General features: G+C 60.9%; 17 protein-coding genes. 12 read left to right on the forward strand and 5 right to left on the reverse strand.

Going from position 1 to position 24,876, the window contains the following annotated elements:
• The first annotated feature begins 9 nt into the window (after nucleotides 1-9).
• The 9 genes from carA to HHL09_RS06530 all read left to right on the forward strand — a co-directional run bounded on the left by carA (nucleotide 10) and on the right by HHL09_RS06530 (nucleotide 13,191).
• Nucleotides 10-1,149, forward strand: coding sequence for a glutamine-hydrolyzing carbamoyl-phosphate synthase small subunit (carA, locus tag HHL09_RS06490; protein WP_169453756.1), 1,140 nt, complete (start codon nucleotides 10-12; stop codon nucleotides 1,147-1,149).
• A gap of 344 nt (nucleotides 1,150-1,493) precedes the next feature.
• The gene (locus HHL09_RS06495; RefSeq protein WP_169453757.1) at nucleotides 1,494-2,762 is read left to right on the forward strand and encodes an adenylosuccinate synthase; all 1,269 of its coding nucleotides are present in this window, start codon (nucleotides 1,494-1,496) and stop codon (nucleotides 2,760-2,762) included.
• 58 nt (nucleotides 2,763-2,820) lie between these two features.
• Entirely contained in the window at nucleotides 2,821-3,531 is a 711-nt protein-coding gene (uppS, locus tag HHL09_RS06500; RefSeq protein WP_169453758.1) for an undecaprenyl pyrophosphate synthase, read from the forward strand.
• Nucleotides 3,532-3,921: 390 nt separating this feature from the next.
• A complete protein-coding gene (locus HHL09_RS06505) occupies nucleotides 3,922-4,788 on the forward strand; it encodes a hypothetical protein (RefSeq protein WP_169453759.1) in 867 nt (288 codons plus the stop codon).
• 178 nt (nucleotides 4,789-4,966) lie between these two features.
• Nucleotides 4,967-6,385 (forward strand): sigma-54-dependent transcriptional regulator, encoded by a 1,419-nt coding sequence (locus HHL09_RS26650; RefSeq protein WP_169453760.1) that lies wholly within the window; start codon nucleotides 4,967-4,969, stop codon nucleotides 6,383-6,385.
• Nucleotides 6,386-6,451: 66 nt separating this feature from the next.
• A complete protein-coding gene (locus HHL09_RS06515; protein WP_169453761.1) occupies nucleotides 6,452-9,016 on the forward strand; it encodes a tetratricopeptide repeat protein in 2,565 nt (854 codons plus the stop codon).
• Nucleotides 9,017-9,444: 428 nt separating this feature from the next.
• Nucleotides 9,445-9,816: a Dabb family protein gene (locus HHL09_RS06520; protein WP_169453762.1), complete on the forward strand. Its 372-nt coding sequence runs from the start codon at nucleotides 9,445-9,447 to the stop codon at nucleotides 9,814-9,816.
• 161 nt (nucleotides 9,817-9,977) lie between these two features.
• On the forward strand, nucleotides 9,978-10,982 hold the full coding sequence (locus HHL09_RS06525) for an MBL fold metallo-hydrolase (protein ID WP_169453763.1): 1,005 nt from the start codon (nucleotides 9,978-9,980) through the stop codon (nucleotides 10,980-10,982).
• Nucleotides 10,983-11,409: 427 nt separating this feature from the next.
• Nucleotides 11,410-13,191: a right-handed parallel beta-helix repeat-containing protein gene (locus tag HHL09_RS06530; protein WP_169453764.1), complete on the forward strand. Its 1,782-nt coding sequence runs from the start codon at nucleotides 11,410-11,412 to the stop codon at nucleotides 13,189-13,191.
• Between the two features lie 6 nt (nucleotides 13,192-13,197).
• Here HHL09_RS06530 and HHL09_RS06535 read toward each other — a convergent pair whose 3' ends face one another.
• On the reverse strand, nucleotides 13,198-15,015 hold the full coding sequence (locus HHL09_RS06535) for an NPCBM/NEW2 domain-containing protein (RefSeq protein ID WP_169453765.1): 1,818 nt from the start codon (nucleotides 15,013-15,015) through the stop codon (nucleotides 13,198-13,200).
• A 128-nt stretch (nucleotides 15,016-15,143) separates the two neighbouring features.
• Here HHL09_RS06535 and HHL09_RS06540 point away from each other — a divergent pair, with 128 nt between their 5' ends.
• The 3 genes from HHL09_RS06540 (at nucleotide 15,144) to tsf (ending at nucleotide 17,792) form a co-directional block, all read left to right on the forward strand.
• Nucleotides 15,144-15,944 (forward strand): VanW family protein, encoded by an 801-nt coding sequence (locus HHL09_RS06540; RefSeq protein WP_169453766.1) that lies wholly within the window; start codon nucleotides 15,144-15,146, stop codon nucleotides 15,942-15,944.
• A 180-nt stretch (nucleotides 15,945-16,124) separates the two neighbouring features.
• Nucleotides 16,125-16,808, forward strand: a complete 684-nt coding sequence (rpsB, locus tag HHL09_RS06545; protein ID WP_169453767.1) for a 30S ribosomal protein S2 — start codon at nucleotides 16,125-16,127, stop codon at nucleotides 16,806-16,808.
• A gap of 117 nt (nucleotides 16,809-16,925) precedes the next feature.
• Nucleotides 16,926-17,792, forward strand: coding sequence for a translation elongation factor Ts (gene tsf, locus HHL09_RS06550; protein ID WP_169453768.1), 867 nt, complete (start codon nucleotides 16,926-16,928; stop codon nucleotides 17,790-17,792).
• 790 nt (nucleotides 17,793-18,582) lie between these two features.
• On the opposite strand, the gene HHL09_RS06555 is transcribed toward tsf, so the two are convergent.
• From HHL09_RS06555 to HHL09_RS06570, 4 genes are all read right to left on the reverse strand, one after another.
• Nucleotides 18,583-18,867 carry a hypothetical protein gene (locus HHL09_RS06555; protein WP_169453769.1) on the reverse strand — a complete coding sequence of 95 codons (285 nt, stop codon included), beginning with the start codon at nucleotides 18,865-18,867 and terminating at the stop codon, nucleotides 18,583-18,585.
• Nucleotides 18,868-19,110: 243 nt separating this feature from the next.
• Entirely contained in the window at nucleotides 19,111-20,346 is a 1,236-nt protein-coding gene (locus HHL09_RS06560) for a hypothetical protein (protein ID WP_169453770.1), read from the reverse strand.
• A gap of 185 nt (nucleotides 20,347-20,531) precedes the next feature.
• Nucleotides 20,532-21,812 carry a hypothetical protein gene (locus tag HHL09_RS06565; RefSeq protein ID WP_169453771.1) on the reverse strand — a complete coding sequence of 427 codons (1,281 nt, stop codon included), beginning with the start codon at nucleotides 21,810-21,812 and terminating at the stop codon, nucleotides 20,532-20,534.
• Nucleotides 21,813-22,083: 271 nt separating this feature from the next.
• On the reverse strand, nucleotides 22,084-24,567 hold the full coding sequence (locus HHL09_RS06570) for an ELWxxDGT repeat protein (RefSeq protein ID WP_169453772.1): 2,484 nt from the start codon (nucleotides 24,565-24,567) through the stop codon (nucleotides 22,084-22,086).
• Nucleotides 24,568-24,876: the final 309 nt, after the last annotated feature.

Below are 24,876 nucleotides of genomic sequence, written 5' to 3' on the forward strand. Positions count from 1 at the left end.
CCCGCGCCCATGAAAGCCATTCTCGCCCTTGAAGACGGCCGCCTTTTCGAAGGCCGTGCCTTCGGTGCTTCCGGAACCACCACCGGGGAAATCTGCTTCAATACCTCGATGACGGGTTATCAGGAGGTTATCACCGATCCCTCCTACCGCGGCCAGATCGTCGCGATGACCTACCCGCAGATCGGAAACTACGGGATCAACCCGGAAGATGCTGAGTCCTCCGCCCCGCATGTCCGCGGCTTCGTGATCGGCGAGCTTTCCCCGGTCGCCTCGAACTGGCGCTCCCGCCAATCTCTCCCGGACTACTTTTCGCAGCACGGCGTGGTCGGAATCGAGCACGTCGATACCCGCGCACTGACCAAGCACCTGCGTTCCCGCGGGGCGATGCGTGCTTGTCTCACGACCGAGTTGAGCGCCGAGGAAGCAATCAAGACGGCCCAAGCCTCGCCCTCCATGGAAGGCATGGACTACGTGCAGGAAGTCTCCACCGAGGCCGGCTACATCTGGCAGGATGACTCCCGCCGCTTTGCCCTGCCGAATGCCTCGACCGGCCAGCTTGAGACCTACCTCGAGCTGCCACCGATCAAGCATCGCATCGTAGCCTTCGATTTCGGCATCAAGTGGAACATTCTCCGCCGCCTGCGCCAGGCTGGATTTGAAGTGGACGTGGTGAATTCCCGCAGCTCTGCCGAGTCCGTGCTCGCGAAGAATCCGGACGGCATCTTCCTCTCGAACGGCCCGGGCGATCCGGCTGCGCTCGGCTACATCCACGAGGAGGTCAAGAAGCTCATCGGCAAGAAGCCGGTCTTCGGTATCTGCCTCGGCAACCAGATCCTCGGCCACGTCTTCGGCGGCAAGACCTACAAGCTGAAGTTCGGCCATCGCGGTGGCAACCAGCCGGTAAAGGACCTTCGCAGCGGCCGCATCTCCATCACTTCGCAGAACCATGGCTTCGCCGTGGATGCCGAATCGCTGCCCTCGAACGTCGAGGTCACGCACCTGAATCTGAACGACGACACGGTCGAGGGCATCCGCCACAAGGACATGCCGGTCTTCTCCGTGCAGTATCACCCTGAGGCTGCTCCCGGCCCGCACGATGCGACTTACTTCTTCGAAGAGTTCGCCTCGCTGATCGATCAAACGAAATGAGGCTCTAACCGCGAATGGACGCGAATGGACGCGAGTCGGATTTGAAAGACGTGGTCTACGCCATCGTCTCGTGCTCCATAGAACTCCAAAGCGGCGAGAATCCGGAGCCGGGCGACCCGTCTCCGGTCACTGACCTCTCATCAGGGCCTGCCTTCCAAGGCAGGCCTTCTTCGGGAAACTTCATGCCCGGCCTCCTCATTCTCAATCTGAGCGCGGCACGCAAAGCATGGGGTTTCCACCCAACCACAAAAATCGCACGCCGTAACGGACGCTGATCGTCCTAAACCGGCAGCAGGAATTTTTCTTCATTCGCGTCCATTCGCGATCATTCGCGGTTAAAGAACATGAACACCATCGTCACCGGTCTCCAGTGGGGAGACGAAGGAAAAGGCAAGATCGTCGATTATCTCACGGAATCCGCCGACGTGGTCGTGCGCGGCCAAGGCGGAAACAACGCCGGGCATACCGTGATCGCCCGCGGCACCAAGTATGTGCTGCACCTGCTTCCTTCCGGCATCCTCTGGGACGGCAAGATCAATGTGATCGGCAATGGCGTTGTGGTGGATCCCGTCGGCCTCGTCGCGGAGATCGAGCGCGTGGAAGGACAGGGCGTCTCCATCACCCCGGAGAAGCTGCTCATTTCGGACCGCGCCCACGTGGTGCTGCCGCTGCACAAGGAACTGGATGCTGCCCGCGAAGCCGCCCTCGGCGACCGCAAGATCGGCACCACCAAGCGCGGCATCGGCCCCGCTTATGCGGACAAGATCAATCGCTGTGGCCTGCGCATCGCGGATCTTCTCGATGAAGATTACTTCCGCGAGATGGTCGCACACCGCACCGCCGAGGCGAACGAGGTGCTCGCGAAGTTCGGCCTGCCAACCTTCAACGCCGAAGAGCAGGCCGAGGAAGTGCTCGCCGCCTTTGCCCGCCTGCGTCCGCACGTGAAGAACACCATCCCGGTGCTGCACGCTGCATGGAAGGCTGGGAAGACCATCCTTTTCGAAGGTGCCCAAGGTTCACTGCTGGACATCGATTTCGGCACCTATCCGTTCGTCACCTCCTCGAACACGACCTCGGGGGGCTGCTGCACCGGCAGCGGCTTGCCGCCGAACTCCATCCAGGAAGTCATCGGCGTCTGCAAGGCCTACACCACCCGCGTGGGTTCCGGTCCTTTCCCGACCGGCGACGAAGGTCTGTCCCAATACCTGCATGACCTCGGCCGCGAGTTCGGCGCCACCACCGGCCGCCCGCGCGGCTGCGGCTGGCTGGATGCCGTCTTGCTCCGCCACGGCTGCATGGTGAATGGCGCCACCGGCCTGGCCGTGACGAACCTCGATGGTCTCGACAAGTACGAGACCCTTCGTATTTGCACCGGCTACGATATCGATGGCACCGTGCACGAGCTTCCTCCGGCGGACCGCCACGCTTGGGATCGCGCCGTCGCGATCTACGAAGAGCTTCCCGGCTGGCAGCAGGATACTTCCGGCTTCACCAGCTACGACCAGCTTCCCGCCAATGCGAAGGCTTACCTCAAGCGCCTGAGCGACCTCTGCGACACGCCCGTGAAATTCGTAGGCGTGGGCCCGGACCGTGCTCAGACTCTCGTGGTCTGAAAATTCACCACCCCTTCATCCGATGCTCGCTCATCCGCATTCCAATGCGGTCCTCCCCATGAACGAAGAACGCTCCATTCCTCGCCACATCGCCATCATCATGGATGGCAACGGGCGCTGGGCCAAGGAACGCGGCCTGCCGCGGCGCGATGGTCATCGTGCCGGGGCGGATTCGGTCAGGGAATGCGTGGAGGCCTGCAAGCAACTCGGCGTGGAGTATCTCACGCTCTACGCCTTCTCCTCCGAGAACTGGAACCGTCCCGCCGCGGAAGTCACCGCGCTGATGGCCCTGCTCGAACGCTTTCTTGAAGAGAAGGCGGAGGAACTGATGAAACAAAACGTGCGGCTCCAAGCGATCGGTCATCTCGACCGACTCCCGGACCGCACCCGGCGCAAACTCGACAAGGCGATCCAGCGCACCTCGGGCAATACCTCGCTGACCCTCGTGCTCGCGCTTTCCTATGGCGCACGCGAGGAGATCGCGGAAGCAGCCCGCTCCCTGGCCATTGATGCGGCGGCCGGGAAGATTGACCCGTCGAAGATCGACTGCTCGATGGTCGCCTCCCGCCTCTATACTGCCGGGATTCCGGATCCGGACCTCCTGATCCGCACTTCCGGTGAACTGCGGGTTTCAAATTTCCTGCTCTGGCAAATCAGCTACGCCGAGATCGTGATCTTCAAGAAGTTCTGGCCGGACTTCGGGCAAGCGGATGTCTTCGAGGCCGCGCAGGAATATGCGCGACGGCACCGCCGGTTCGGCGGTCTCTGAGGAAGACGTTTCATCTTGAAGTCCCCGGGGTTCCTGCTACGCCTCGGACCCATGAATCCCACCCCGCATCGCAGGTGGGATTTTTGTGTTTTGGCGTCTCGCTGGATTCACGTGCTGTGGTTGCTCCCTTTGCTTGGAGCGATGGTCGGGAACTGGGTCCACTCTTCCAAGTTTGCAAACACCAGCAGCGGAGTGGTCCTGATGCGCCCCCGTCCTGATGCGCCCCCGCACACTGGTGTTCGCTCCGGGAACCTGCATTCCATCCTATGACGAGACCGTGGATCCGGTCCTCTCTCCGCCGGCGCTTTTCCGCCCGGTTGCCTCGAAGCTCGATCTCGGATCGCGTTGGCAAATGAAGTTCCTAGTAATCCCCGGCATCCCCGCTTTCCCATGAATCACCCTTTCATCAACCGCTGGAGCCCCGCCGTGGTAGCCCTCCGCTGGCGACATCTCTTCTGGTGCCTCCCGCTCCTCGCCCTACTGATCGGAGGCGGACGCGAATGGCAGGGATACCAGCACGACATCCAAGCACGCGGCGTGATCCAGCGCGAGGACACAGCCACGCTATCCATGGTAGAGATCCGGGAGTTGCTGCTTTCCGACGCAGTGCTTCAGGAGGCGGCCTCACGCTCCGGCTACCTGAAGGAGTGGAACGCCACCGCGGCCGAGGATCTCCGCAAGATCATCCACTGCGAAGAGATTCATGGCACCTCCCTGCTGGCGATCATGGTCAACGGCAGAAACACCCTCACCAAAGCCAGCCTCTGCGACTGGCTTCCGGTCTTGGCGAGCAGCAAGGCGTCGGAAATGCACGGCCAGCGGATCATGGATACGGAAGCCGCGCTTGAGGCGCTCAACAAGGCCCACAAGGAAAACGGCCAGCTCTACAGCCAGCATGTGAAGATAAGCCTCGATGCTCCCCAAGAACCTTTCGTCCCCACCCCGGAATCGCTCGAAGCCAAGCGCAAATTCGAAGAAAGCGCGAAGGCCCTGGAAACCGCCAGAAATGCCTACATCGACCTGCGGCTCCAAAGCCTCTCCAGCGGTGCACCGATCGCCATCATCGAGAAAGCCGCCGCGCCCGTCCCTTTCACACCCATGGAACTCATCGCCCCTTCCGCCCGGACAAGTTGCTGGGTAGGGGGAAGTGCGCTCTTGGCAGCTCTGCTCGCCTACTTCTTGGAGTGGCGCTTTCCTCGACCCGCGCGGCGGCCAGCCTTCGAGCACCCCGGCAACGCCGCCACGATCGAGGCCTAACCGGGGAAATTGCGCCCCGGACAGCTACGCACAAATACGAGAGCGGGACTGGATCCCTCGTTTGATTCACCCGCTAGCCCGCCAGACATGAGCCATCCTCATGCTTGAGGTCAAAATCCCTGACATACGGGTGGCTTGCGCTTGTCCGCCGGAGGAGACAGGGTTGCCCTTGCAACACATGGCTGACGCACCGCCGGAGCAAACGATTCTTCTAGTCGATCAGGACCACGACTTTCTGGAGTGGGCCACCAAACATTTGACCGCGAACGGACTCCGAATCCTGCGCTGCGATAATGCCGACAACGCCGTGAAAGTGGTCGAAAAGACCCCGGTGGACCTGGTGGTGGCGGACATCCAGCTCCAGCCCTTTGACGGGCTCGAGCTTCTTTCCCGCTTGCGACAGAGCTCACCGTCCACCCTCGTCATCCTCACCACCGGCTTCCCCAGCACGGGCCAAGTGATCGAGGCCACCCAGCGGGGTGCCCATGACGTGATGCGGAAGGAGGCCCTACCCTTCGAACTCCGCCCGGTGGTCGAAAGCGCTCTCCAGACCGCCGATGACCGGCGCTCTGCCGAGCAACCTGCCGCGGAAATGCCTAGCCTGGACGGCCGGGTGAAGATCATCGGCGTCTCCCGCGCTCTTCAGGATGTTTTCAAAATCGTCGGCCGGGTTGCCCGCTCCGACGCACCTGTTTTGGTCACCGGTGAAAGCGGCACCGGCAAGGAACTGGTCGCCAAGGCGATCCACGAATACTCGCCCCGCCGCCAGCAGGAGTTGATCGCGATCAATTGCGGTGCCATCCCGGAGAACCTCTTGGAAAGCGAGCTTTTCGGCCATGAAAAGGGATCTTTCACCGGTGCCATCGCTCGCCGGGCCGGTCGCTTCGAACAGGCCGATGGTGGCACGCTTTTCCTGGACGAAATCGGCGACATGCCGCTTTCCGTGCAGGTGAAGCTGCTCCGTGTATTGCAGGACGGCACCTTTTCCCGTGTCGGTTCGAACGAAACCCTGAGCGCGGACGTCCGGATCGTCACCGCGACCAACAAGACGCTTTCCTCCGAAGTCGCCGCAGGCCGCTTCCGGGAAGACCTTTACTATCGACTGAACGTGGTGGAAATCCGCCTGCCCCCTCTCCGGGAGCGCGCGGAGGACATTCCGCTGCTGGCCGAGTTTTTCCTCCAGCGGATCACCCGCAAGAATGGGATGGCCCGCATCCGCCTCTCCGCTGAGGCGATCTCTGCCCTTCAGGCTCACCGTTGGCCGGGCAACGTGCGCGAACTGGAAAACACGATCGCCCGCGCCTGCGCTCTCGCATCCTCCACGGTTCTCCTTCCGGCAGATATCCCGCTGGCTGCGGCTCCGGGATCGGAGAAGGGCGGCGTGAAACAGGCTCTCGGCCGCCTGCTGGATTCGGTCCCTGCCGGCGAAAATGCGATCGCTTGGTTCGCACGCGAGCTAGCCGCTTGCTCCTTGGAGCGCCACGATGGCGACCTGAAGGAAGCGGGCGCGGAGCTAGGCATCAGCGCCTCCGAGCTGCGCCGGATCCTCGCGAGTACCGATGCTGCGAAGCTCGCCGCGATTGGCGGAGACGAATGAGCTTTCGCGACCTCTGATAACGACTCGCCGCTGGCCATGCCCGCAGGTCCCGTTTAGCGTCCCCTCATGCGTTTTCGTCCGCTGCTTGTCATCCCGCTGGTGATTTCCCTCGCCACGGCGGCAGCTCCGAAGCCGGAAAACATCCCGGCCTTTCGCGATGGCCTCGACGCGATGTCGGCAAGGTTGTGGGAGGTGGCCGTGACCCGCTTCGAGGCAGCCTTGGCCACACCGGAACTAGACGCTGCGGGCAAGCAGGCGATCCTGCTCCGCCTGATCGAAACCCGGATCCGTGCCAATGATGCGGATGAAGCGCTGAAGCTGCTCGCGGATCCGGCACTGGCTGGCAATCCCGGGATTTCTTTTTGGAAAGCCCAAGCGCTTGCCTCGAAGGGACAACTCGCCGAAGCCGTCGCCGCGCTGGATGAGAAATCCACCGGAGAGAGTGCGCCTCATCGTCGCGAGGCGCTCTTCACCCGCGCCGCGCTTCAGCAACTACTGGGCGATCTGTCTGGTGCGCTCGAAGCGCTCCAGATTCTTTCGAAAGAAAAGGATCCCGCGACGGTACTGGAAGCCAAGATGGAGATCGCCTCCATCTTGCTCGACCAAGGCAAAGGGGCGGAAGCGCTCGCGACGCTGCCTCCGCCAAATGCAAAGATGACTCCGCTTCAGGCGGCACGCGCGGAATTGCTTCGGGGGCAGGCGCAGCTGGCCCTGAACGAACATCAGGCGGCCGCCGGGATTTTCTCCGCCATGCTGAAGCACGGCGACGAAGCCTTCGCCGCCTATCGCCAGGAAGCGACGGTGGGACTTGCGCGCGCGCAGCTCGCCGCAGGCAACCGCGAGGCAGCGATCGATGGACTGATCGCCTTCATCGAACTCAACCGCGACTCTCCAAAAATCGGCGAGGCTTTTCCGCTGCTGATGGAGTGTCTGCCGGCCCATCCCGCGACCGACGACGTGATCCTCACCCGTCTCGATGAATGGTGCCGGGACGCTCCTCCGGATACTCCCATCGGACTCGGTACGGGCAGCGATAGCAGCGCCGTGTGGCCGAGCGCCCGCCCCTCAGCGGACGAACTGGAAACGCAGGCGCTCTTCCATCTGGCCATAGGCCTGAGGCGGGAGGGTTCCGCGGAGTCGAAGTTCCGTGCCCGCCAGTTACTCACCCGCTTGCGAATCGACTATCCCAATCATCCGCTGGCACGCCGGGCCCTGCTGGAGATCAGCCGCTGGGACTTGGCCGATGGCCGGAAGGAACAGGCGGAGGCTTCGCTCTCCGCGCTTGATGAAGCGGAGGTCGCACCCGCCATGCGAGCCGAAGCCTTCCTTTCCGCCGCCACCACCGCCTTCGACGCGGGCGATTTCACCCTGGCCTCCGGAGAGCTTGAGAAAGCGGCCGCCTTGCTAGACGGCGAAGGCCAACGACAAGCATGGCTGAATACCGCAGTGACTCGGCTGGCAGCCGGGGATCTTCCGGGCTTCGATACCGTCTCAAAGGCCCATGGCAAGGACCCCCGGATCGAGGATGACCTCGCGCTCGAGCGCACTTTGTTCCTGACGGCAAAACGCGATCCTGCAGCGATGGAGGATCTGGACAAGTTCATCATCGAGCATCCACAGCATCCGCGGATCGCCGAAGCACGGCTGGCTGCAGCGCACGCCGCCTTGGAAAACAGCCCTCCGGACCCGGCCTTTGCGAAAGCCCAGATCGAAAGTATTTCCGAGCAACAGGCCGCCACGCTACCCCAAGGTTCCCTGGTCTTGGCAAAGATTCGCGTGGCCGCCGTAGAGAAACGTTGGGCGGATGCGGCACAAATCGCCGATGCTTATCTAAAGGCGAACCCGAAGGATCCGCAGGCCAACGAAATCCGCTACGAGCAGGGCAATGCCCGCTTCAAAAACGGCGACTTCAACCAAGCCCGCCTGGAACTTGAAAAGCTGGCCATGGACGCCCCCGATGGCCGCCATGCCCAAGCGGCCCTCTTGCTCGCCGCCCGCTCCGCGGCCTTGGGAGCGACCGCCCAAGCGAAACAAGAAAGCATCGTCCTTTTTGACAAGCTGATCGCAGCAAACGGCGAGTTGGCCGATGCGGCACGGCTCCTGAAGACCGAGGTGCTTAGCCCCGCGGAGGCGGCAAAGGAACTATTGCCGTGGTTTCAGGGGATGAAGAAAGACGACCCGCGCCGCTTGATCGCGGGGCTTCATCTGGGAGACGCCCTCTTCAACAGTGCTGGCACGGACAATGCCCCGCTGGAGCAGGCCCTCGCCATCTACGAGGATTTGCTGGCAAACATGGCGCCGAATTCCTCGAGCCGCTTTGAAGTGGAATATCTCCGAGGCCGGGTGCTCGAGGAGCTGCCCGATTCCAAGGACCCTTCCAAAAAGCGCTTGGCCGAGGCCTTGGACGTCTACTTCAGCGTCCTCCAAGATGCTTCGAAACAAGCACCCGCGAACTGGAAATGGGTGGACCTCTGCGGCATGCGCGCCCGCGGCCTGCTCGAAAGCGCTGAGCGCTGGGAAGCCGCCATCGCCGTGGCCGAACAACACGCCAAGCTGGCAAGCCCCCGCGCCCAAGAGGCCGCCGAGCGAGCGAAGCAACTCAAGCTGGAGCATTTCCACTGGGAGAAGTAACCTTTTTCCGACGGAGCAGGAATTCTAACCGCCGCGGACAGATCGGTCGCAAACTTGGCTTCTGCCATCGGTTCGGCGCTGCCGTCAGATTTGAGCCAAACCCGGGAGCGACCGACCACCGGTGAAATCATCAAGCCAGGTTGCTTCCCCAAGCTACCACTAGGCGCGTAGTACCCCCCGCCTCGCTCATCGCAGACTGACGCGAGGACCCCGCCAATGTCAGCAACAAGGCCCGCGGCCCAAGCTGCTTCAAGACCGATGGCCCGGTAAGACCGGCGAACTCAGGCTGGTATCCGGCAACCGCATCGGAAGGTACGGATCCGTATCTGGCGGCGAGAGATATGCCCTTGGGCAAGCATCCGCTGGAGATCCGGCTGCCTCGAAGCGGGTATTTGACACCCGGCTCTCCTCCGGGAGAGTCTGGGGCCATGATCAAAGCCTTCGTTCTTACCGCCATGTCTGCCGCCCTTGCCAACTCCGCGCTCGCGGAAAATGAATTCCGCCACGTTGTCCTCTTCAAATTCAAGCCGGAGGCCACCGCCGACAAGATCGAGGAGATTGAAAAGGCCTTCGCTGAGCTTCCTTCCAAAATCGACACCATCACCGGCTACGAGTGGGGCAAAAGCGAGAGCGTGGAAGGTCTGAATGACGGTTTCACCCACTGCTTCCTCGTCACCTTCAAGGATAAGGCAGGCTTGGAAACCTACCTTCCCCATGAAGCCCACAAAGCCTTCGGCGCGAAGCTGAAGCCGCTTCTCGAAAAAGCCACCGTGTTCGATTACACGGCCAAGAAGGATTGAGAAGCACCACCGGCAGCCCGCGGACGACTTGCCGAAACCGCGGGATGCCATGAAGTTCGCCGGCACCCTCATTTGGGGGGATTTCGCGCCAATCGGACCCGCTGACACGCTGGCCGCGTTTCACTGATGAAATCCGAAACGGCGCGCCGTAGTGTCGGGCCATGAAAGCATCCACCGGAGCTTCCGAGATCTCCCGCCGCGGCTTCGTCGGGTCCGCCTTGGCGGGCATGGCCGCGCTCAGTGCCAAGGCTGCCGCCGAGACCCCGGCAGCGGCAACGCCCTTCCGCGATCCCTACGTCTACCGCTTCAAGATCGGCGATCTGGAGGCGTTTTCGATCAGCGATTGCAATCTCGGCTTCCGGGAAGGCTTGGGCCTGATGTGGCCGGAGGAAGATCGCCCGAAGATGAAGGAGGCGATGCAACAGCACGGCGAGCGGCTCGATTCGCTGCCGCTATATGTGAACGTCCTCGTCATCCGCAGCGGCAATGACGTGGCGCTCTTCGATGCCGGATTTGGAAAAGGCGGCAATCCTCAGATGGGCTGGCTGAACGACGGGCTCGCTGCGGTCGGGATTTCGCCGGATCAGGTCACCGCCGGCTTCTTGAGCCACGCTCATTCAGACCACCTCAATGGCTTCGTCCACCAGGGCAAACCGGCTTTCCCTAACGCGAAGATTTATCTGCTCGAAGACGAGCTGAAATTCTGGCGCTCGCCGGAACCGGATTTCTCCAAGTCCAAGCGGGACAAGGGGCAGATCCCGGGCATGATCAAGGAAGTCCGTTCACACTTCGATACCCTGCAGGAGAATCTTCGCCCGGTCACCGATGGCACCGAGGTTCTGGGCGGGATCGTACGGATCGAGGCGGCACCAGGCCATACCGACGGCCACGCGTGCTTCCGTATCCGCTCGGGAAATGACGAGCTGCTCCATCTGATGGACCTCGCTCACCATCACCTTCTGATGTTCGCAGACCCGGATTGGACGATCGCTTTCGACCACGATCCCGTGACTGCCGTCGTCACGCGGAAGAAGTATTGGAACGAAGCTGTGGAGAAGCGGACCCGCTGTTACGCCTTCCACCTTCCCTGGCCGGGGCTAGGCCATATCATGCAAGATGGCCAGACCTACCGCTGGTGGGCGGAGCGCTGGAGCTGGGGCGCTTGAGACCAGATTCCATTCGGATTTGAAGGGGCTGCGGGATCTTTCCTGCAGCCCCTTCTTCATACCCCTCCGGAAGCCCTAACCCCTCGCATTGCCCCACCAAGCTCTTCAGGAAGAGTTGATTTTCAGAGACCGGCAGGAACGCCATCTGTCGAGCATGGTGACGTGGATTGTGCATTTCACCTCGACCCGTGAGATCAGAAGTGCTAGGTACCGCCCGCTTTTCCCACCCCACCTTTCGGGCAAGCTGGCCCAAATCCGGCACCCGGTTTGCGAGAGAGATCCCGGAAAAATGTGGAGTAAAGCAAAGCGAAGCCCGGCCCCGTCCGGATCCAGAGAGCGCCTAGACAAGCAGCTCCTTGGCAGTCCCGCCTTTGCTTCCTCTCCATTCCAAACCGTCGGAATCCTTTCGGTCGCGTTGACCCTCGCGATGGATCCTTGTGCTGCCGCAGACCACGTCGTCACCACGCAGGAAGAGTTCGAGGCACTGAACTCCATCGACTTCGAACCCGGCGATCGGATCCTGCTGGCAGGAGGTAGCACTTTCACAGGTAGCCTGATTTTCGGCCCCAACGATTCTGGCACGGACGAGCAGGGGCAGCTGATTGCGCCGATCATCCTGACGTCGCTCGGCGAGGAGCGTGCGACGATCTCCGCGGGGGACGGCAATGCCCTCTTGTTCTACAACGCCGGAGGCATCGAGGTAAGCCGCTTGAACCTTACGGGATCAGGAGTTGCCCCGGATGGCATGACCACGAGCACGGGTAGCGGCCTGACCTTCTACACCGACTCCGAGGGGGACTTGAAATATCGCCACCTCCGCGTCGATGAAGTCGATGTCAGCGGATTCGGCAGCCGGGGCCTCGTCATCGGAGGCTACAACGGCAACTCCGGCTACGATGACGTCCGCATCACTCGTGTGCATGCTCATCACAATCTTCATAGCGGGATCGAAACCTTCGGCTTCACCGGCTCCAAATCCTCCCTCGCGAACGTCACGGTTTCCGAATGTGTGGCAAACGATCAAGCCGGAGATCCAGCCAGTACGGTGAACACCGGCAGTGGCATCACACTCGGCGGCGTCACCGGAGGCTTGATCGAACACTGTGTAGCTTACGGCAATGGTGCCAACAACCAGCCTGCCGAAGGCCCCATCGGGATTTGGGCTTACCATTCCAGCAACGTCGTCATCCAGCACAACGAATCCCACCACAACGTCACCTCCAACGGAGATGGCGGCGGCTTCGACCTCGACATTGGCGTGACCCAATCGGTCATGCAGTACAATTACAGCCACGACAATGCGGGGGCCGGCTTTCTCGTCTACGGCAAGAGTGGCAGCAGCGGAAACGCGGACAATGTGGTCCGCTACAACGTTTCCGAAAACGACGGGCGCGATCCTGGATCCTTCGCGGCCTCGGGAATCTGCGTCTGCGATAATATCGATGATCTCGCGGTCTACGGAAACACCGTCCTCATCAGCGCCGCAGCTGGCATCACCACCATCCCGGCGATCAAGGTGATGGAAGCGGGCAACGATCCAGATGACATCGTGATCGCCAACAATATCTTCGTTTCGTCGGGAGACACCCGCCTCGTTTACCAGGATTCGGATGGGGATGTTCGCTTCGCTGGAAACAACTATTGGTCGAGCGGGGATAACTTCGTGATCCGTGACAACGGCTCCACCTACTCCAGCCTCAGTTCGTGGCGGAGTAGCAAGGGGCAAGAGAAACTCAGTGGCAAGTCCACCGGATCCACTCTCGATCCCCTTTTTGATATCCCCGATGTGAGCATCGAAAGCACCGGCAACTCGCGGCTGGCAGCCTTTCGGCTTCGCTCCAGTTCACCGCTCATCAGCAAAGGGTTGAATCTGAAGACGAGCTTCGGGATCGATACCGGCCCCAGAGATCTCTTCGGCGGACCATCCCTCCAAGGAACCGCTCATGAGGTCGGAGCTCACGAACTGGCGGTCGATCCGCCGAAAATCCTCGGCACAGCTTCGAGCCCGGATGGCCCGGGAATCGTGATCCGCTATCAATCCGAGATCGGGGTCTCCTTCGCCGTGCGGCGTTCGAACACCCTGACGGGCGATCCCGAGACGGAATGGCCGCTGGCTGCTCCCACGGGACCGGGCAACGGACTCGTGTTGGAATATGTCGATACCCCGCTCGAGGGTGGACGCTATTTCTATGTGCTGGTCCGCGAGTGATCCCGCTCAGCGCGACACCGCAGGGTCAAACCAGCAACCCCAGTCCGAGCCGATGCCATCCCCGGCATCTTCCACGGTCAGCTCCAGTTGCTTCACACCCTCCACCGAAAGAGCCATGGAAACGAGCTGTCCTCCCTCGGTCGTCTTGGAGCGGGAGAGTTCCTTGCCATCCCCCTTCACCACGAAGACACAAGAGCCGCCATCACGGCCATCAGGCAGGCCCGCATGGGCGGTGAAGGTCTTCCATTTTCCATCCAGGCTCCAGATGTGCTTTGCCGGGGCGTGGGCATAGATACCGCGTGGGAAAAGACGGGAGGCGCACGAGAACAGCAAGCCATCCTCCGGGAGGCGGTTGAAGACGGCCCGGCCATAGCCGACCTTCGCCGAGAGCGGCTGGGCATCGGCGAGATGGCAGGTGTCACCTTTCGCCTCGGAAGGAACAGGCCCCGGAGTCGCGGAAAGCGATCCGGCAAGCACGCGGGCCGTCTCCAGAACCAAGGGCTCCGGCTTGAGAGCTTCAAGATCCGCTAATGCCTTCGCGATGGCGGCATTGTCATTCTTCGCCACGGCATCCGTGAGGGGTTTGAGCTGCATGCGCGCTTGGGTCGCGGAAAGATCCACGGAGCCATCTGCGGCAACCAGATAGGGATAGGCAAACGGAGTCGTCGCACCGGCAAAGGAGCTGGCAGCGCCATTCACCTGCATGATCACCACGCGAAAAACACCGGACTTACCGGCTTCCAGGGCATTTGCTTCCAAGGTGAAATTGCCGTCCTTGTCCGGGATGGCCGTGCAACTCGTCGCATCATAGTCGCCGCCGCCATCGGGGTCCATGTAGCCGAGCACGGCGTAAGGTGCGGGATCCGCCGTGACCTTTCCGGTGAAGGTGAAGCTCTTGCCCTTGTTCTCGATCTTCACATCGTGGAGTTCGCCGTTCGGTCGAAGGTCGATCCCCTTCACGGAGCCGCAGAAGATCGGATGCGAGGCAAGCTTGAGGCCGTGGGTGAGCCCTAGGAACGAACCCTTTCCTTCCCCGCGCAGGTTCTCGCCATAGGTGCGGTTGCCGCTGCCCATGAGCGCCGTGCCAAAGGCCGCTGCTTCGTCGGGCCGCGCTTCATTGTGGGGCAAGCCGAGCGCATGGCCCAGCTCATGGCAGACGCCGCCGATGAAGATGGAATTGTAACGGCCGATCGAGATATCGCCGTACTGCTTGTCCCGCACGCGGGGCTCCTTCTTCGACAGTGAATCGAGATTGAGGATGGGCGAGTCCACCTGCCATGCGGTGCCGCTGCGGTTGGTGCCGCCGGCGTAGTAGGGGCTGTTCTGATTGATCGTGCGCTTCTCCGGATCCCAGTTCGACATGTTACAGAAGATCACGATCGTCTCCTTCTCCGGATCGATCCCCGCAGCCCTCAGCACCGGAAGGCACTCGGTGCGGATCTGAGCGCCGGATTGGACTTCAAACTTCTCGTAGGGCAGGCGGCTTTTCACCTCATGGACCTTCATCTTTCCGTCGTCCGCGTAGTCGAGGCGGATCGTCAGCGGACCGAAGCCGAGGGTCTTCATCTCCTTCGCGTAGAAGTCTCGGATATCTTCCATGATCGCACCGAGGCGCTCACGATGCTGCGGAGCCGGTTCCCGGTCGGAAGGGCTCCAGTAAACGATATGGACCTTCTTTTCCGCCTTGACCGGCTCCTTCGACTGCCAAGCCTCGAGGATGGCCTTGGCTTGGGGGACCTTGGTGGCGATCTCCTCCTGAGGGGAGGCCATGAGAGGAGCAAAGAAGGCCGGAGCGAGCAATGCGGCGCGAAGAGTCAATTTCACGCACACAAAACGATACATTTAACCCAATTCGTTCAAGCAATCGCGTGAGGTGAAATTCCGATGAAGGATTCCTAAGAATTTGCCGCCCCTCCGGAGGAAGTGATGCACTGGATACCACCTAGCCTCCCATGCTTCTCAGCCACCGGCACCCGCTCCTTTACCGTCTCGCCGTGGAGTATCATCGCCTGCGCCGTCAGATCGCCTGGCAGAAGGACCGGAGCCGTTTTGCGCAGAAGCACGACGGCCAATTGCCTCACCTGGTGAAGCGCCATTCTTCCCGGCTGATCAAGGTCCTCGGCGATTCCGACATCCAGCTCCAGCGGAACAAGGTGGTGAATCTGGGAATCGTGGCCCCGCTGATTGATGGCGTCCGCATTGGACCGGGCGAGGCTTTCTCCTTCTGCCGTCTGGTCGGGAAGCCGACCCGGAAGCGCGGTTTCTTGGAAGGGATGGAGCTTTCGATGGGAAAAGCGCAGTCCGGCGTGGGCGGAGGAATCTGTCAGATGGCGAACCTGCTGAATTGGCTGGTCCTTCATAGCCCGCTGACCGTGACGGAGCGGAGTGCGCATAGTTTCGATCCTTTTCCCGATCAGAACCGCAGCATCCCCTTCGGCACCGGCTGCGCGGTATTCTACAATTACGTCGATTTTTGCTTCCGGAACGACACCGCCGAGACCTTTCAACTCAAGATCTGGCTGACCGGGACGGACTTGTGGGGCGAGCTGCGCTCCGAGCAGGAAATCGGGGAGACCTACAAGATCTACGAGGAGAAGCACCGCTTCCTGCGGCGCGGCGGGGAATTCTTCCGGAGTAATGAGATCTGGCGGCGGGTGATGGAACGCAAGACCGGGCGCCACCTGCGCGACGAGAAGGTGAAGGAGAACTTCGTCCGGGTCATGTACTTGCCGGAGAGCTGGGAGGAGGGCTGAAGTCCGGCGTTCGATGTTCAAAATCAGGCCTTTTCCCTTGCCAAGAGGTCCCCGCCCTCCTATCCAACCCGCCCCTTCCTGCGCCGCCGCCCAACAACGGAAGACCGAAGGGGACGCCAAAGCGGTGGGTCTTCCAAGAATCGCCCGACCTGAATCAAGGCGGGACACACTGAAATTCAAATGATCAACGAACTCATCAGCGAGATGGTGGACGCCGGCGTCCACTACGGCCACCAGACCAAGAAGTGGAACCCGAAAATGAAGCCCTACCTCATGAAGGACAAGGGCGGGATCTACATCATCAATCTGGAGCAAACGGTGAAGTGCCTGGACAAGGCCTCCGATTTCCTTTCCGACCTCGCCGGCAAGGGCAAGAAGATCCTCTTCGTGGGTTGCAAGCGCCAGGCTCAGGACGCCGTCCGCGAAGCCGCTGAAGCAACCGGCCAATACTACGTCAATCACCGCTGGCTCGGCGGCATGCTGACGAACATGGCCACCGTCAAGAAGTCCATCGAGCGCCTCAAGTGGCTCGAGAACATCGAGAAGCAGCCGGAATTCAAGTCCATGTCCAAGAAGGAGCTCTCCGCTCTTGGCCGTGAGCGCGAGAAGCTGCTGCGCAACCTCCGCGGCATCCGCGGTCTGGAAGGCAAGCCGGACGCCATCGTCATCGTTGACTCCGCCCGCGAGTCCATCGCTGTCGCCGAAGCCCGCCGCCTCGAGATCCCGATCGTCGCGATCGTCGACACCAACGCCGATCCGTCCGTGGTGAACTACCCGGTTCCCGGCAACGACGACGCCGTCCGCTCGATCCGCATCATCCTTCAGAACCTGGTCGACGCGATCGTCGTCGCCAAGAAGGGCTGATCCGTCACCTTTTCCCGGCTGCGGAGCCAATCCGCAGCCGGTTTTCTCCACCGCGGATCCGGCCTTCAAACCGCCGATCCGCTTTTTTGATTCAAGTATCCAAGCTAGTTTTTTCCCATGATCACCGCATCTCTCGTCAACGAACTCCGCAAGAAGACCAACGTCGGCATGATGGAGTGCAAGAAGGCACTCACCGAAACCAACGGCGACATCGACGCTGCCGTGACCTACCTGCGTGAGCGTGGGATGATGAAGGCCGCCGCCAAGGCCGACCGCGAAGCCTCCGAAGGCATCATCGCCGCCCGCCTTTCGGCTGACGGCAAGACCGGCATCCTGATCGAAGTGAACTGCGAGACCGACTTCGTGTCCCGCAACGACAACTACGTGGCTTTCGTGGGCGAGATCGCCGACACGCTTGCCGCTTCCAGCGCGAAGACCCTCGAGGAAGCTCTGGCCGTGAAGCTCGGTGACATCTCCGTGGAAGACTTCGTGAAGGCCAAGACCCTCGAACTCGGCGAGAACATGCGCCTCCGCAAGTTCGAGCGCTTCGACCTGGCTGACAACGGCGCGATCGCCCAGTACATCCACATGGGTGGCAAGGTGGGCGTGCTTCTGGAGGTGTCCGCCTCCAACGGCGACACCGCTTCCAAGGAAGAGTTCCGCGACCTGGTGAAGGACATCACCCTCCACATCGCCGCTGCCGCTCCGAAGGGCCTGTCCCGCGACGAGATCACCGCCGATATCATCGAAGCCGAGAAGAACATCTACCGCGCCCAGCTGGCTGCCGAAGGCAAGCCGGAAGCCATGATCGAGAAGATCGTGGAAGGTAAGATCGGCAAGTTCTTCTCCGAAGCCGTGCTCCTCGAGCAGGCCTTCGTGAAGGACCCGGACACCTCGATCAAGAAGCTCGTGGAAGCCAAGGGCAAGGAAGTGGGCGACACCCTCGTCGTCCGCCGCTTCGTGCGCTTCGGCCTGGGCGAATAATTCCAGCTTTCTGCTGACAACTGGATTCACCCGAATCCTCCTCCCCTCTCCCACACCCGCCTTCGCAAGAAGGCGGGTGTTTTTTTGAGGGAAGAAGCAGAGAGCAAAGGGCAAAGAGCTTGAAGATGGATGGAACGAGACGCGGAGACGCGGAGACGCGGAGGCGCAGAGGTCGCGGAAGGAAGGCTCCGGCAAGAGGGAAAGGAGCCGCCCGCTTCGGTCGGGAGATGCGCTTCCCGGACGAGAAACGGACGGCTTTGGGCGGATGAGCATCCGGGGGGTGGGGTTCATCGCGCCTGTTCCGCCTGTTATATCAGGGAAATTAACAGGCGTTTCGGGCTGAGGGAGGGAGGTGAGGCGAGCCCGGGAGTGGGCGCGGGTGGCGAGCCAAAACCGAAGCTCGAAGGAAAGGCGGAGTGCGGGCCGCGCCGGGGGTATGGCGCTGGCCTCGCATCCCGTGATCTTTCCTTCGAGCTTCGGCTTCTGCTTCGGGTTTGAGAGATGATTGAACTGCGGAGGCGCAGAGGTCGCTGAGGAAACGTGGAGATGGTGTCGGGCGATACGTGGGCAGCAATCACGGTGAGAGCTTGGACTTTTCGCGGGACGGCGGGGTCGGGAGGCAGACCTTGATGCGAGAGCGGAGGCGCGGGGATCGCAGGAGGAGGACGGAGAGGAAGAGTGCAGGGGCCATTTTGATCCGTGGCGTGAGGCGGGGTTTGGTTGGAGGTCGGTGGCTCTCCAACTGGCGGTCCCGAGGCGGGTTGTGGAGAGGCTTGAGCCGCCCGCTCGGTCAGGAGATGCGCTTCCAGACGGAGAGCGGGCGGCCGAGTTGGGAAGCCATGCGGTCGGGATGAGGAACACGCTCGAAGCGCCAGATCGGGCGCCCCATATCGAAGGAGGCCTCATCGAAGGGATCGCTGCGGCCATCATCATCTCGCAGGGGCTGATACCACTGGATGCCACGGCGGCCCCACCATTCGAAGACCATGCCGGTCGGTTCCCAATCGCCAATCTCACAATGCTCAAGAAGAGCGGTAAGGCTAGGCGGCGGGCTATCGTCGAGGGTCGCGATCATGGGGCCGTGGCGGTTGAGGTGGAAGCGGCACCCGAACACAGGAGCACGCGACGGCGGCCCCATGGGCTGGCTTCGCCGGAAAGCTCCTCCGCCAAGGGACGAAGGCTGATGTCAAAGTCAGACGCTGTCCGTGACCGCATCCATTCGCGCAGAGCAAGAGTCAGAAGTTTCACGTGTTCCACTGAACACTTTATCGAACACTAGTCAAGCGAACACCACCAAATTGACTGATTTTTTGAACAGTTATTCAGGTAATGCCGCGCGCCACTGCTGCTTTCCTTGGTCGGAGACGCGGAGCTCCTCTAGCAGGGTTTCCATGCGCTTGGTGTGGTAGGCGCGGGAGTCGGGGTTTTGCCAGGTTTCGGGGCGAGTGGCTTTGACGGCGTCGATCATGGTTTGGACGCGGGCTTCTTCGGTCTCGAGCGCTTGGAAGGCGGCGAGGGGGGCATCGCCATCGGCGCGGGGGCCGGCGGCCATGACTTGCTGGATGAAGAAGCTGCGGTCCTCCGGATCGGAAAGGACGGTGACGATGGCGGCAGCGCGAGAGGGTGAGATCTCGCGGGTGAGGCTGCGGAGGCCGTGTTCGCGATGGTCCGGAGAGAGCTTGGCAAGGATAGCGGTGCTCCATTCGGCGGCAGCGGTTTCGCCGTGGATGGTGGCGTAGCCGCGGTGAGCCTGGCCCATGAGGGATTCATCCGGGGGACCGGTGTGGAAGCGTTCGACGACGGCCTTCGCCGCGGCATCGGGATCGGCGGCGGCCCATGATTTCATGAGGTCATCGGCTTCGACGGGCTTGGGGCATTTCGCGAAGTAAGCGGCGAAGTCGAAGTCCGGGGCGAGTTCGTAAAGGTTCCCCGCATCGTAGCTATCGGAGATCTGTTGGGCCTCCAGCAACTCCTTGGCGCCGCGGAGCGCGGCGGCATTGCGGGCCGCAGTCGAGAAGGTGTAGCCGATGCCGGTATTCGGATCGTTGTGGTGTTTGTTGAACTCGCGGACGTGCGGGAGGGCTGCGGCGGGATCGAGTGCGGAGAAGGCGGCAAGGACGTAAAGCCAGGCCTGCATCTTTTCCGTGCCCTGCGCCCAAGTCACGGCGGCGAGGCCTTCGCGGCGGACGAGTTCTTTTGCCGCTGCCTTCACGGCGATCTTCCGGAGGTATTTCTCCGGGCTGGAGTCCTGCCATTCGTAGGCAGGGGAATCGAGGAGGACGGTGCGGAGTTCCTGGCTGCTCATGCGCTCGACGGCGGCAGTAGCTTCTTCTTCGACAAGAGGACGGGCGATGCTCTCCTTGTAGGCGGCGAAGTTATGCGGCGGGGTTTGATCCGGGGTTTCGGGAGCGAGGGGGCGTTTGGAGGAAGGGTTGGTGGCCGAGGTGGTCTGCGATGAATCCCCTGCCCTGTTGCTGCTGCCGCTGCCAAGGAACCAGCCGGCGGCGAGGCCGGTGAGGATCACAAGGGGGAGGTGGAGTTTCTGGTGAGGCATGGAAGGAAAGGCAGAGTGCCGAGTACTTGGTGAGGAATGAGAAGGCAGGGAGTGTGTGAGGTGCCGAGATTGAGATTTGAAAGGGTGGCTTGAGGATTGCCTCGATCTTCAGAAAGATGCGGGATTCCAAGGTCTATTCTGCGGAGCGGAGCTTCCGCGCTCCCGGGGATAGAGCTTGGGAGGGCCTAGCGTTTCTGGCGTTTGATGATTTTGATGAGGTCATCGATGCGCTCGGGTGACGCATTCCAAGTGGTTAGGGTTTGGCGGATGCCTTGCTCATCGGCACCATTGATCCAGCCAAAGGCGTCCTTCGGGCGGGCGGTGAGGTATTCCTCCAGCAGGTCGAGGCGTGTCTCAGGGGCGCTGCCGGCTTCGAGGAAGATGAGGGCTTGGGGAACGTCCTTTGAAACCATGAGTGAAGCAGCTGTTAGATTCGCGACGGCGCGGGTTTCGGCATCGGGGATGGCGTTGGTGTAGGCACGGAGGAGTGCGGGTTCTCCGGAGAGGTCCTTGGCTGCGGCCTGGATGATGAGGGCCTGTTCTTCCGAAGAGAGACTTCCGGTTTGCGCTCCGATGCGGCGGGCACGTTCGGCCATGACTTCGGGCTCTTTTTCGTTGAGGCGCTTGAGACCAAGAAAGAGACCGGAGGTGATGGGAGTGCCGTTTTCACGATTGAGGGCGATGATGCCATCGAAGGCTTCCTCCGGGCTCTGGTTCATCCAGGCATCCGCGAAGAAGTGCTTTCCAGCGCGCTTGAGGAAGGCAGCGGTGACGGGGCTGCGAGCGCAAGCGGCGAAGTCGAAGCCAGCGGGGAATTTCATGCCCTCGATGGGATACTGCATTCCATTCTTCTGGATGAGATCCATGAGGGCATCCACGGCATCGGGACCGCGCGCGGCGGCGGATTCAAAGGACTTCTGGATGATGGGCGAGTAGCTGTAGCCGCCATCATAGGCGAAGTAATCCGGGTGCTCGACGACGAAGCCAAAGGCTTCCTCCGCGCGATCGGCTGGCCAAGCCTTGGCCAGAGCGGAACCGAGCATGGCGCGCATGACGGCGGAGGGAAGCTGCTGGAGCCATTCCCAAGCGGCATCCGGATCGCGGCGGGTCCATTCCGACATGAGGGCGTGGAGTGCCTTTGAGGCGCTGCCGTAGCGGACGACGGCGGGATCGGTAATGCCTTGGGCGAGCGCGGCACGGAGTTCATCCGTGGACCAATCGGTGAGCGGAGGCTCCGAACCATAGGAGTAGCCGAGATCGGTGACGAGGCCGGTGCGTTCGCGGGTCCAGCGGGCGAGTTCTTCCGGGGTGCGGGGTGGCGCGGCTTTCTTCGGGGCATCGACGCGGACGGAGGTCGGCTTGCCGGAGATGGGAGGCTCCGGCGATACGCGACGGGCGGAGGCCCATCCGATGGCTCCGGCGAGGAAAAAGATGACGAGGAGCCGCAGCATCGTGCCTGTCTTCATGATATGGGGATGAAGGTCAAGATCGCCGGAGGAGAGGGCTTTCGATGAGACGGGAAATGAAAAGGGATATTCGGAGAAGTTTGGGATGAGAGGGATGGGGGCCGGCCTTTTTACTGAAGCATCTCCTCAAGGCCTCTACCCCGGCCTCAGGCACGGATGCACAAGAAGGGCTCCCTCCAACGACGAGAAGGGAGCCCCGGGGGGCATGAGGGTGGGAGAAGCCCGGCGTCTCAAGCTTCATCTGCCATCCACATGATCTTTCTTCTGCAGCTCAGCGCTTGGCCGAAGGCTTCTTTGGCAGCGGGAAGGAGAACAACTCACGCCCAACTGCAGAGGTCTCGGCAGTGAAGTAGAGCTTGTTTTTGAAGATGGTAAGATCCTTGGGGGAAGAGCTTCCAGTGCCGGGCTCGATGTCGGTGACAAGGACGGTTCCTTCTTCCGTTCCATCGCTCCGCCACAGCTCCCCCCCGTGGATCCCATCGTTGGCGGCGAAGAATATCTCATTCCCGACTGCCAGCATCGCGCCTGGCCCGGAGCCAAAGCGCCCGTCCTCCTCGATCTCCTTAACCAGCGAAGTTCCTGCCGCAGTGCCATCCGTTCTCCAAAGCTCGGTCGCCACGTTCTGGGATGCATCTCTCAGCGGTCCACAGGGAAAGTAAAGCTGTCCCCCTGCGACCGCGTAGCGGCGGCTCCCGGCCATGAGATCAGTGGGAATCGCGAAGCCCGGAGGCAGGGTGGTAACATGCTCCAAGCCCGATCCGCTGTAACGATACAGGCGGAATTCCCCTTCCACCTTGGCAAAGAAGATGAGGGTGCCCTCCAAGTCCGTCGGCATCACGAGGCTCGTGGGAAGAATATCGACATAGGTCGTCCCCGCCGAAGTGCCATCGGATGTCCATACCGAGTGATGGGCGCCGGCCTTGGTGGTGAAGATCAGACGGCTTCCAACGCGCATGAGATTCAACGCCGCCTCTTCCGGCCTCAACGAGAGATCTTTCACCTCCCAGGTACCATCCGCCTGCCCATTGCTACGATAAAGCCTGCCGTCCGATGTCAACGAATAGAAGATGCCATCCAGTGAAGCGAAAGAGGAGCCTGCTCCAGCATCCAATTCCAAAGTTCCCTCCGGGGTTCCATCGGTCCGCCAAAGGGAAGAGGTGTCATCCCTTTGGACGCGGAAGTAGACCAAGCCATCGACCCGGAAGAGTGAATGGTAGCTACCGGGCGTTCCTCCGTCCTTCCTCAAGTCCATCAAGACCTTCGTCCCGCGGCCGGTACCATTGGTGATCAGGAGTTCCTGATCGGCGACATAGATCGCCCGGGAACCGAGCATCGTGGAACTGCACAAACTTTTGCCAGAGGCCGACCAATACTGGCGCGTGCCGGCAGCTGTGCCGCTACTCCTCCACAGCTCCGTCCGGATCTCCCCTTCGGAATCCAAAGTCTCGGATAGCAGGAATAACTGCTTTCCGTCCGTCATGATCGAACTTTCTTCCCGATCGTCGAAGAAGGAACCGGACCCCTCAGTCGGACGAGTGAGCTTGCGCATTGTTTTAGGAGTGCCTTCAGTCGACCAGAGAGAGGACATGGGCAATCCAGCCATGACAAAATAGAGGCGGTTTCCAAAGGAGCCGAGCAAAGTCTCATCACTGTATTGACCGGGCTCGTTCATGAATTTCACTACCACCGTTCCTTCAGGAGTACCATCGGTCCGCCATAGCCAGGATTTACCCCACGAAGCTTCCTGAAAATACAGCTGATCCCCGACAACCTGAAAACTGAGGCTGCCGCCGTTAGGCACGACGTTGAGCTTACTAAGGAACACCGTCCCTTGTTCGGTGCCGTCAGCTTTCCAGAGTTCGGAAATCCCGTGTGGTTTAGGATCCCGGAAATACACACTTCCCTTCCATGCAAAGAGCTCCCGGTCAACAGAGTAACCCGAAGCTTGGAGAGTTTTCAGTTTATGCGTTCCCTCCACGGTGCCATCGCTGACGATCAGATAGCGGGTATCGACGATGAAAAAGCGGCCGTCGAGAATTGCGGAGGAGTGGTATCCACTCTTTTCGCCATCTGAATCCATCAGTTTCACAGGCTCTGCCCCGGGTCTCCAAAGCCACAACCCTCCTTGTGATGAATATCCGCTGCTGGTCGAAATGAAGACCTTGTCGCCCACTGCGGTCACGTTCCAGATTAGATTCTGGTCCTCATTCAGGGAGTCAAGGGATCCAACCTTGACGGCCGGGGAGGATCCGTCCGATTTCCAAATCTGGTAATCGTCAGAAACGAAATAAGCATCATTCCCGATCGAGAATTGGAACCCTCCATAGATAGACCGTTCAACCGGGTGTTCTGGATTTCCGGCGGGAGGATCAATTCGAACGGGAGGAGATCCAGCACCGTCGATGGCGAAGAGGGCACCATACAATTCCAAAGAGGGTCCAAGGATATACAACTTTCCACCCGCGGCAAAAAGAGGCGACACGTGGGAATTCATGGGACCCGGGGAGAGATCAAGATGGAGACGGGTCCCCTCAGGAGTGCCGTCAGTTCTCCATAGTTCTTTCCCATGGATGCCATCGTCCGCGGTGAAATAGACAACTTCATTGAGGGTTAAAAAGCGCTCGATCTCCGAAGAGGCGGGGCCGGGATAAATGTCCTTCAAGAGACGGGTGCCCTTATCATCGCTGATCCACAGTTCATGCCCGGTCTTCTTGGAAAGGCTCGTGAAAATCACTCCTTTGGGAGTCGAAACCATCGTCATGAAGTGTGGCTCCGGAGGAAACAGCCCCGGACCGTTATGAATGTCCCGGACAAGACGGGCCTCGGGTTCAGCGAATAGGGCTTGGATTAGGGTAAGGAGGAGACTGCAGCGGAGGAGTTGCTGACGGAGGATCATGGATTTATTCTGAATTCTCTTTGTAATTACATGGAATTCACTTTGGATGTCATCATAATTTTCGTCTCCTCTTTCGCTAGGACACAAATGCCTAACAATCAGTCCACCAAACCGAGCGAGTTTTCCTTCCGAAGGGTTCCTGCCTTCGAGCATGGGGGTGGAAATCCG

This window comes from Luteolibacter luteus (genome assembly GCF_012913485.1).
Taxonomy (GTDB): domain Bacteria; phylum Verrucomicrobiota; class Verrucomicrobiia; order Verrucomicrobiales; family Akkermansiaceae; genus Haloferula; species Haloferula lutea.

Excerpts from the sequence above, each read along its gene's own strand:
- carA (WP_169453756.1), top strand. The coding sequence starts at position 10 with ATGAAAGCCATTCTCGCCCTTGAAGACGGCCGCCTTTTCGAAGGCCGT.
- HHL09_RS06495 (WP_169453757.1), top strand. The coding sequence starts at position 1,494 with ATGAACACCATCGTCACCGGTCTCCAGTGGGGAGACGAAGGAAAAGGC.
- uppS (WP_169453758.1), top strand. The coding sequence starts at position 2,821 with ATGAACGAAGAACGCTCCATTCCTCGCCACATCGCCATCATCATGGAT.
- HHL09_RS06505 (WP_169453759.1), top strand. The coding sequence starts at position 3,922 with ATGAATCACCCTTTCATCAACCGCTGGAGCCCCGCCGTGGTAGCCCTC.
- HHL09_RS26650 (WP_169453760.1), top strand. The coding sequence starts at position 4,967 with ATGGCTGACGCACCGCCGGAGCAAACGATTCTTCTAGTCGATCAGGAC.
- HHL09_RS06515 (WP_169453761.1), top strand. The coding sequence starts at position 6,452 with ATGCGTTTTCGTCCGCTGCTTGTCATCCCGCTGGTGATTTCCCTCGCC.
- HHL09_RS06520 (WP_169453762.1), top strand. The coding sequence starts at position 9,445 with ATGATCAAAGCCTTCGTTCTTACCGCCATGTCTGCCGCCCTTGCCAAC.
- HHL09_RS06525 (WP_169453763.1), top strand. The coding sequence starts at position 9,978 with ATGAAAGCATCCACCGGAGCTTCCGAGATCTCCCGCCGCGGCTTCGTC.
- HHL09_RS06530 (WP_169453764.1), top strand. The coding sequence starts at position 11,410 with ATGGATCCTTGTGCTGCCGCAGACCACGTCGTCACCACGCAGGAAGAG.
- HHL09_RS06540 (WP_169453766.1), top strand. The coding sequence starts at position 15,144 with ATGCTTCTCAGCCACCGGCACCCGCTCCTTTACCGTCTCGCCGTGGAG.
- rpsB (WP_169453767.1), top strand. The coding sequence starts at position 16,125 with ATGATCAACGAACTCATCAGCGAGATGGTGGACGCCGGCGTCCACTAC.
- tsf (WP_169453768.1), top strand. The coding sequence starts at position 16,926 with ATGATCACCGCATCTCTCGTCAACGAACTCCGCAAGAAGACCAACGTC.
- HHL09_RS06555 (WP_169453769.1), bottom strand. The coding sequence starts at position 18,867 with ATGATCGCGACCCTCGACGATAGCCCGCCGCCTAGCCTTACCGCTCTT.
- HHL09_RS06560 (WP_169453770.1), bottom strand. The coding sequence starts at position 20,346 with ATGCCTCACCAGAAACTCCACCTCCCCCTTGTGATCCTCACCGGCCTC.
- HHL09_RS06565 (WP_169453771.1), bottom strand. The coding sequence starts at position 21,812 with ATGAAGACAGGCACGATGCTGCGGCTCCTCGTCATCTTTTTCCTCGCC.
- HHL09_RS06570 (WP_169453772.1), bottom strand. The coding sequence starts at position 24,567 with ATGGTTTCGACTCCCAAAGGAGTGATTTTCACGAGCCTTTCCAAGAAG.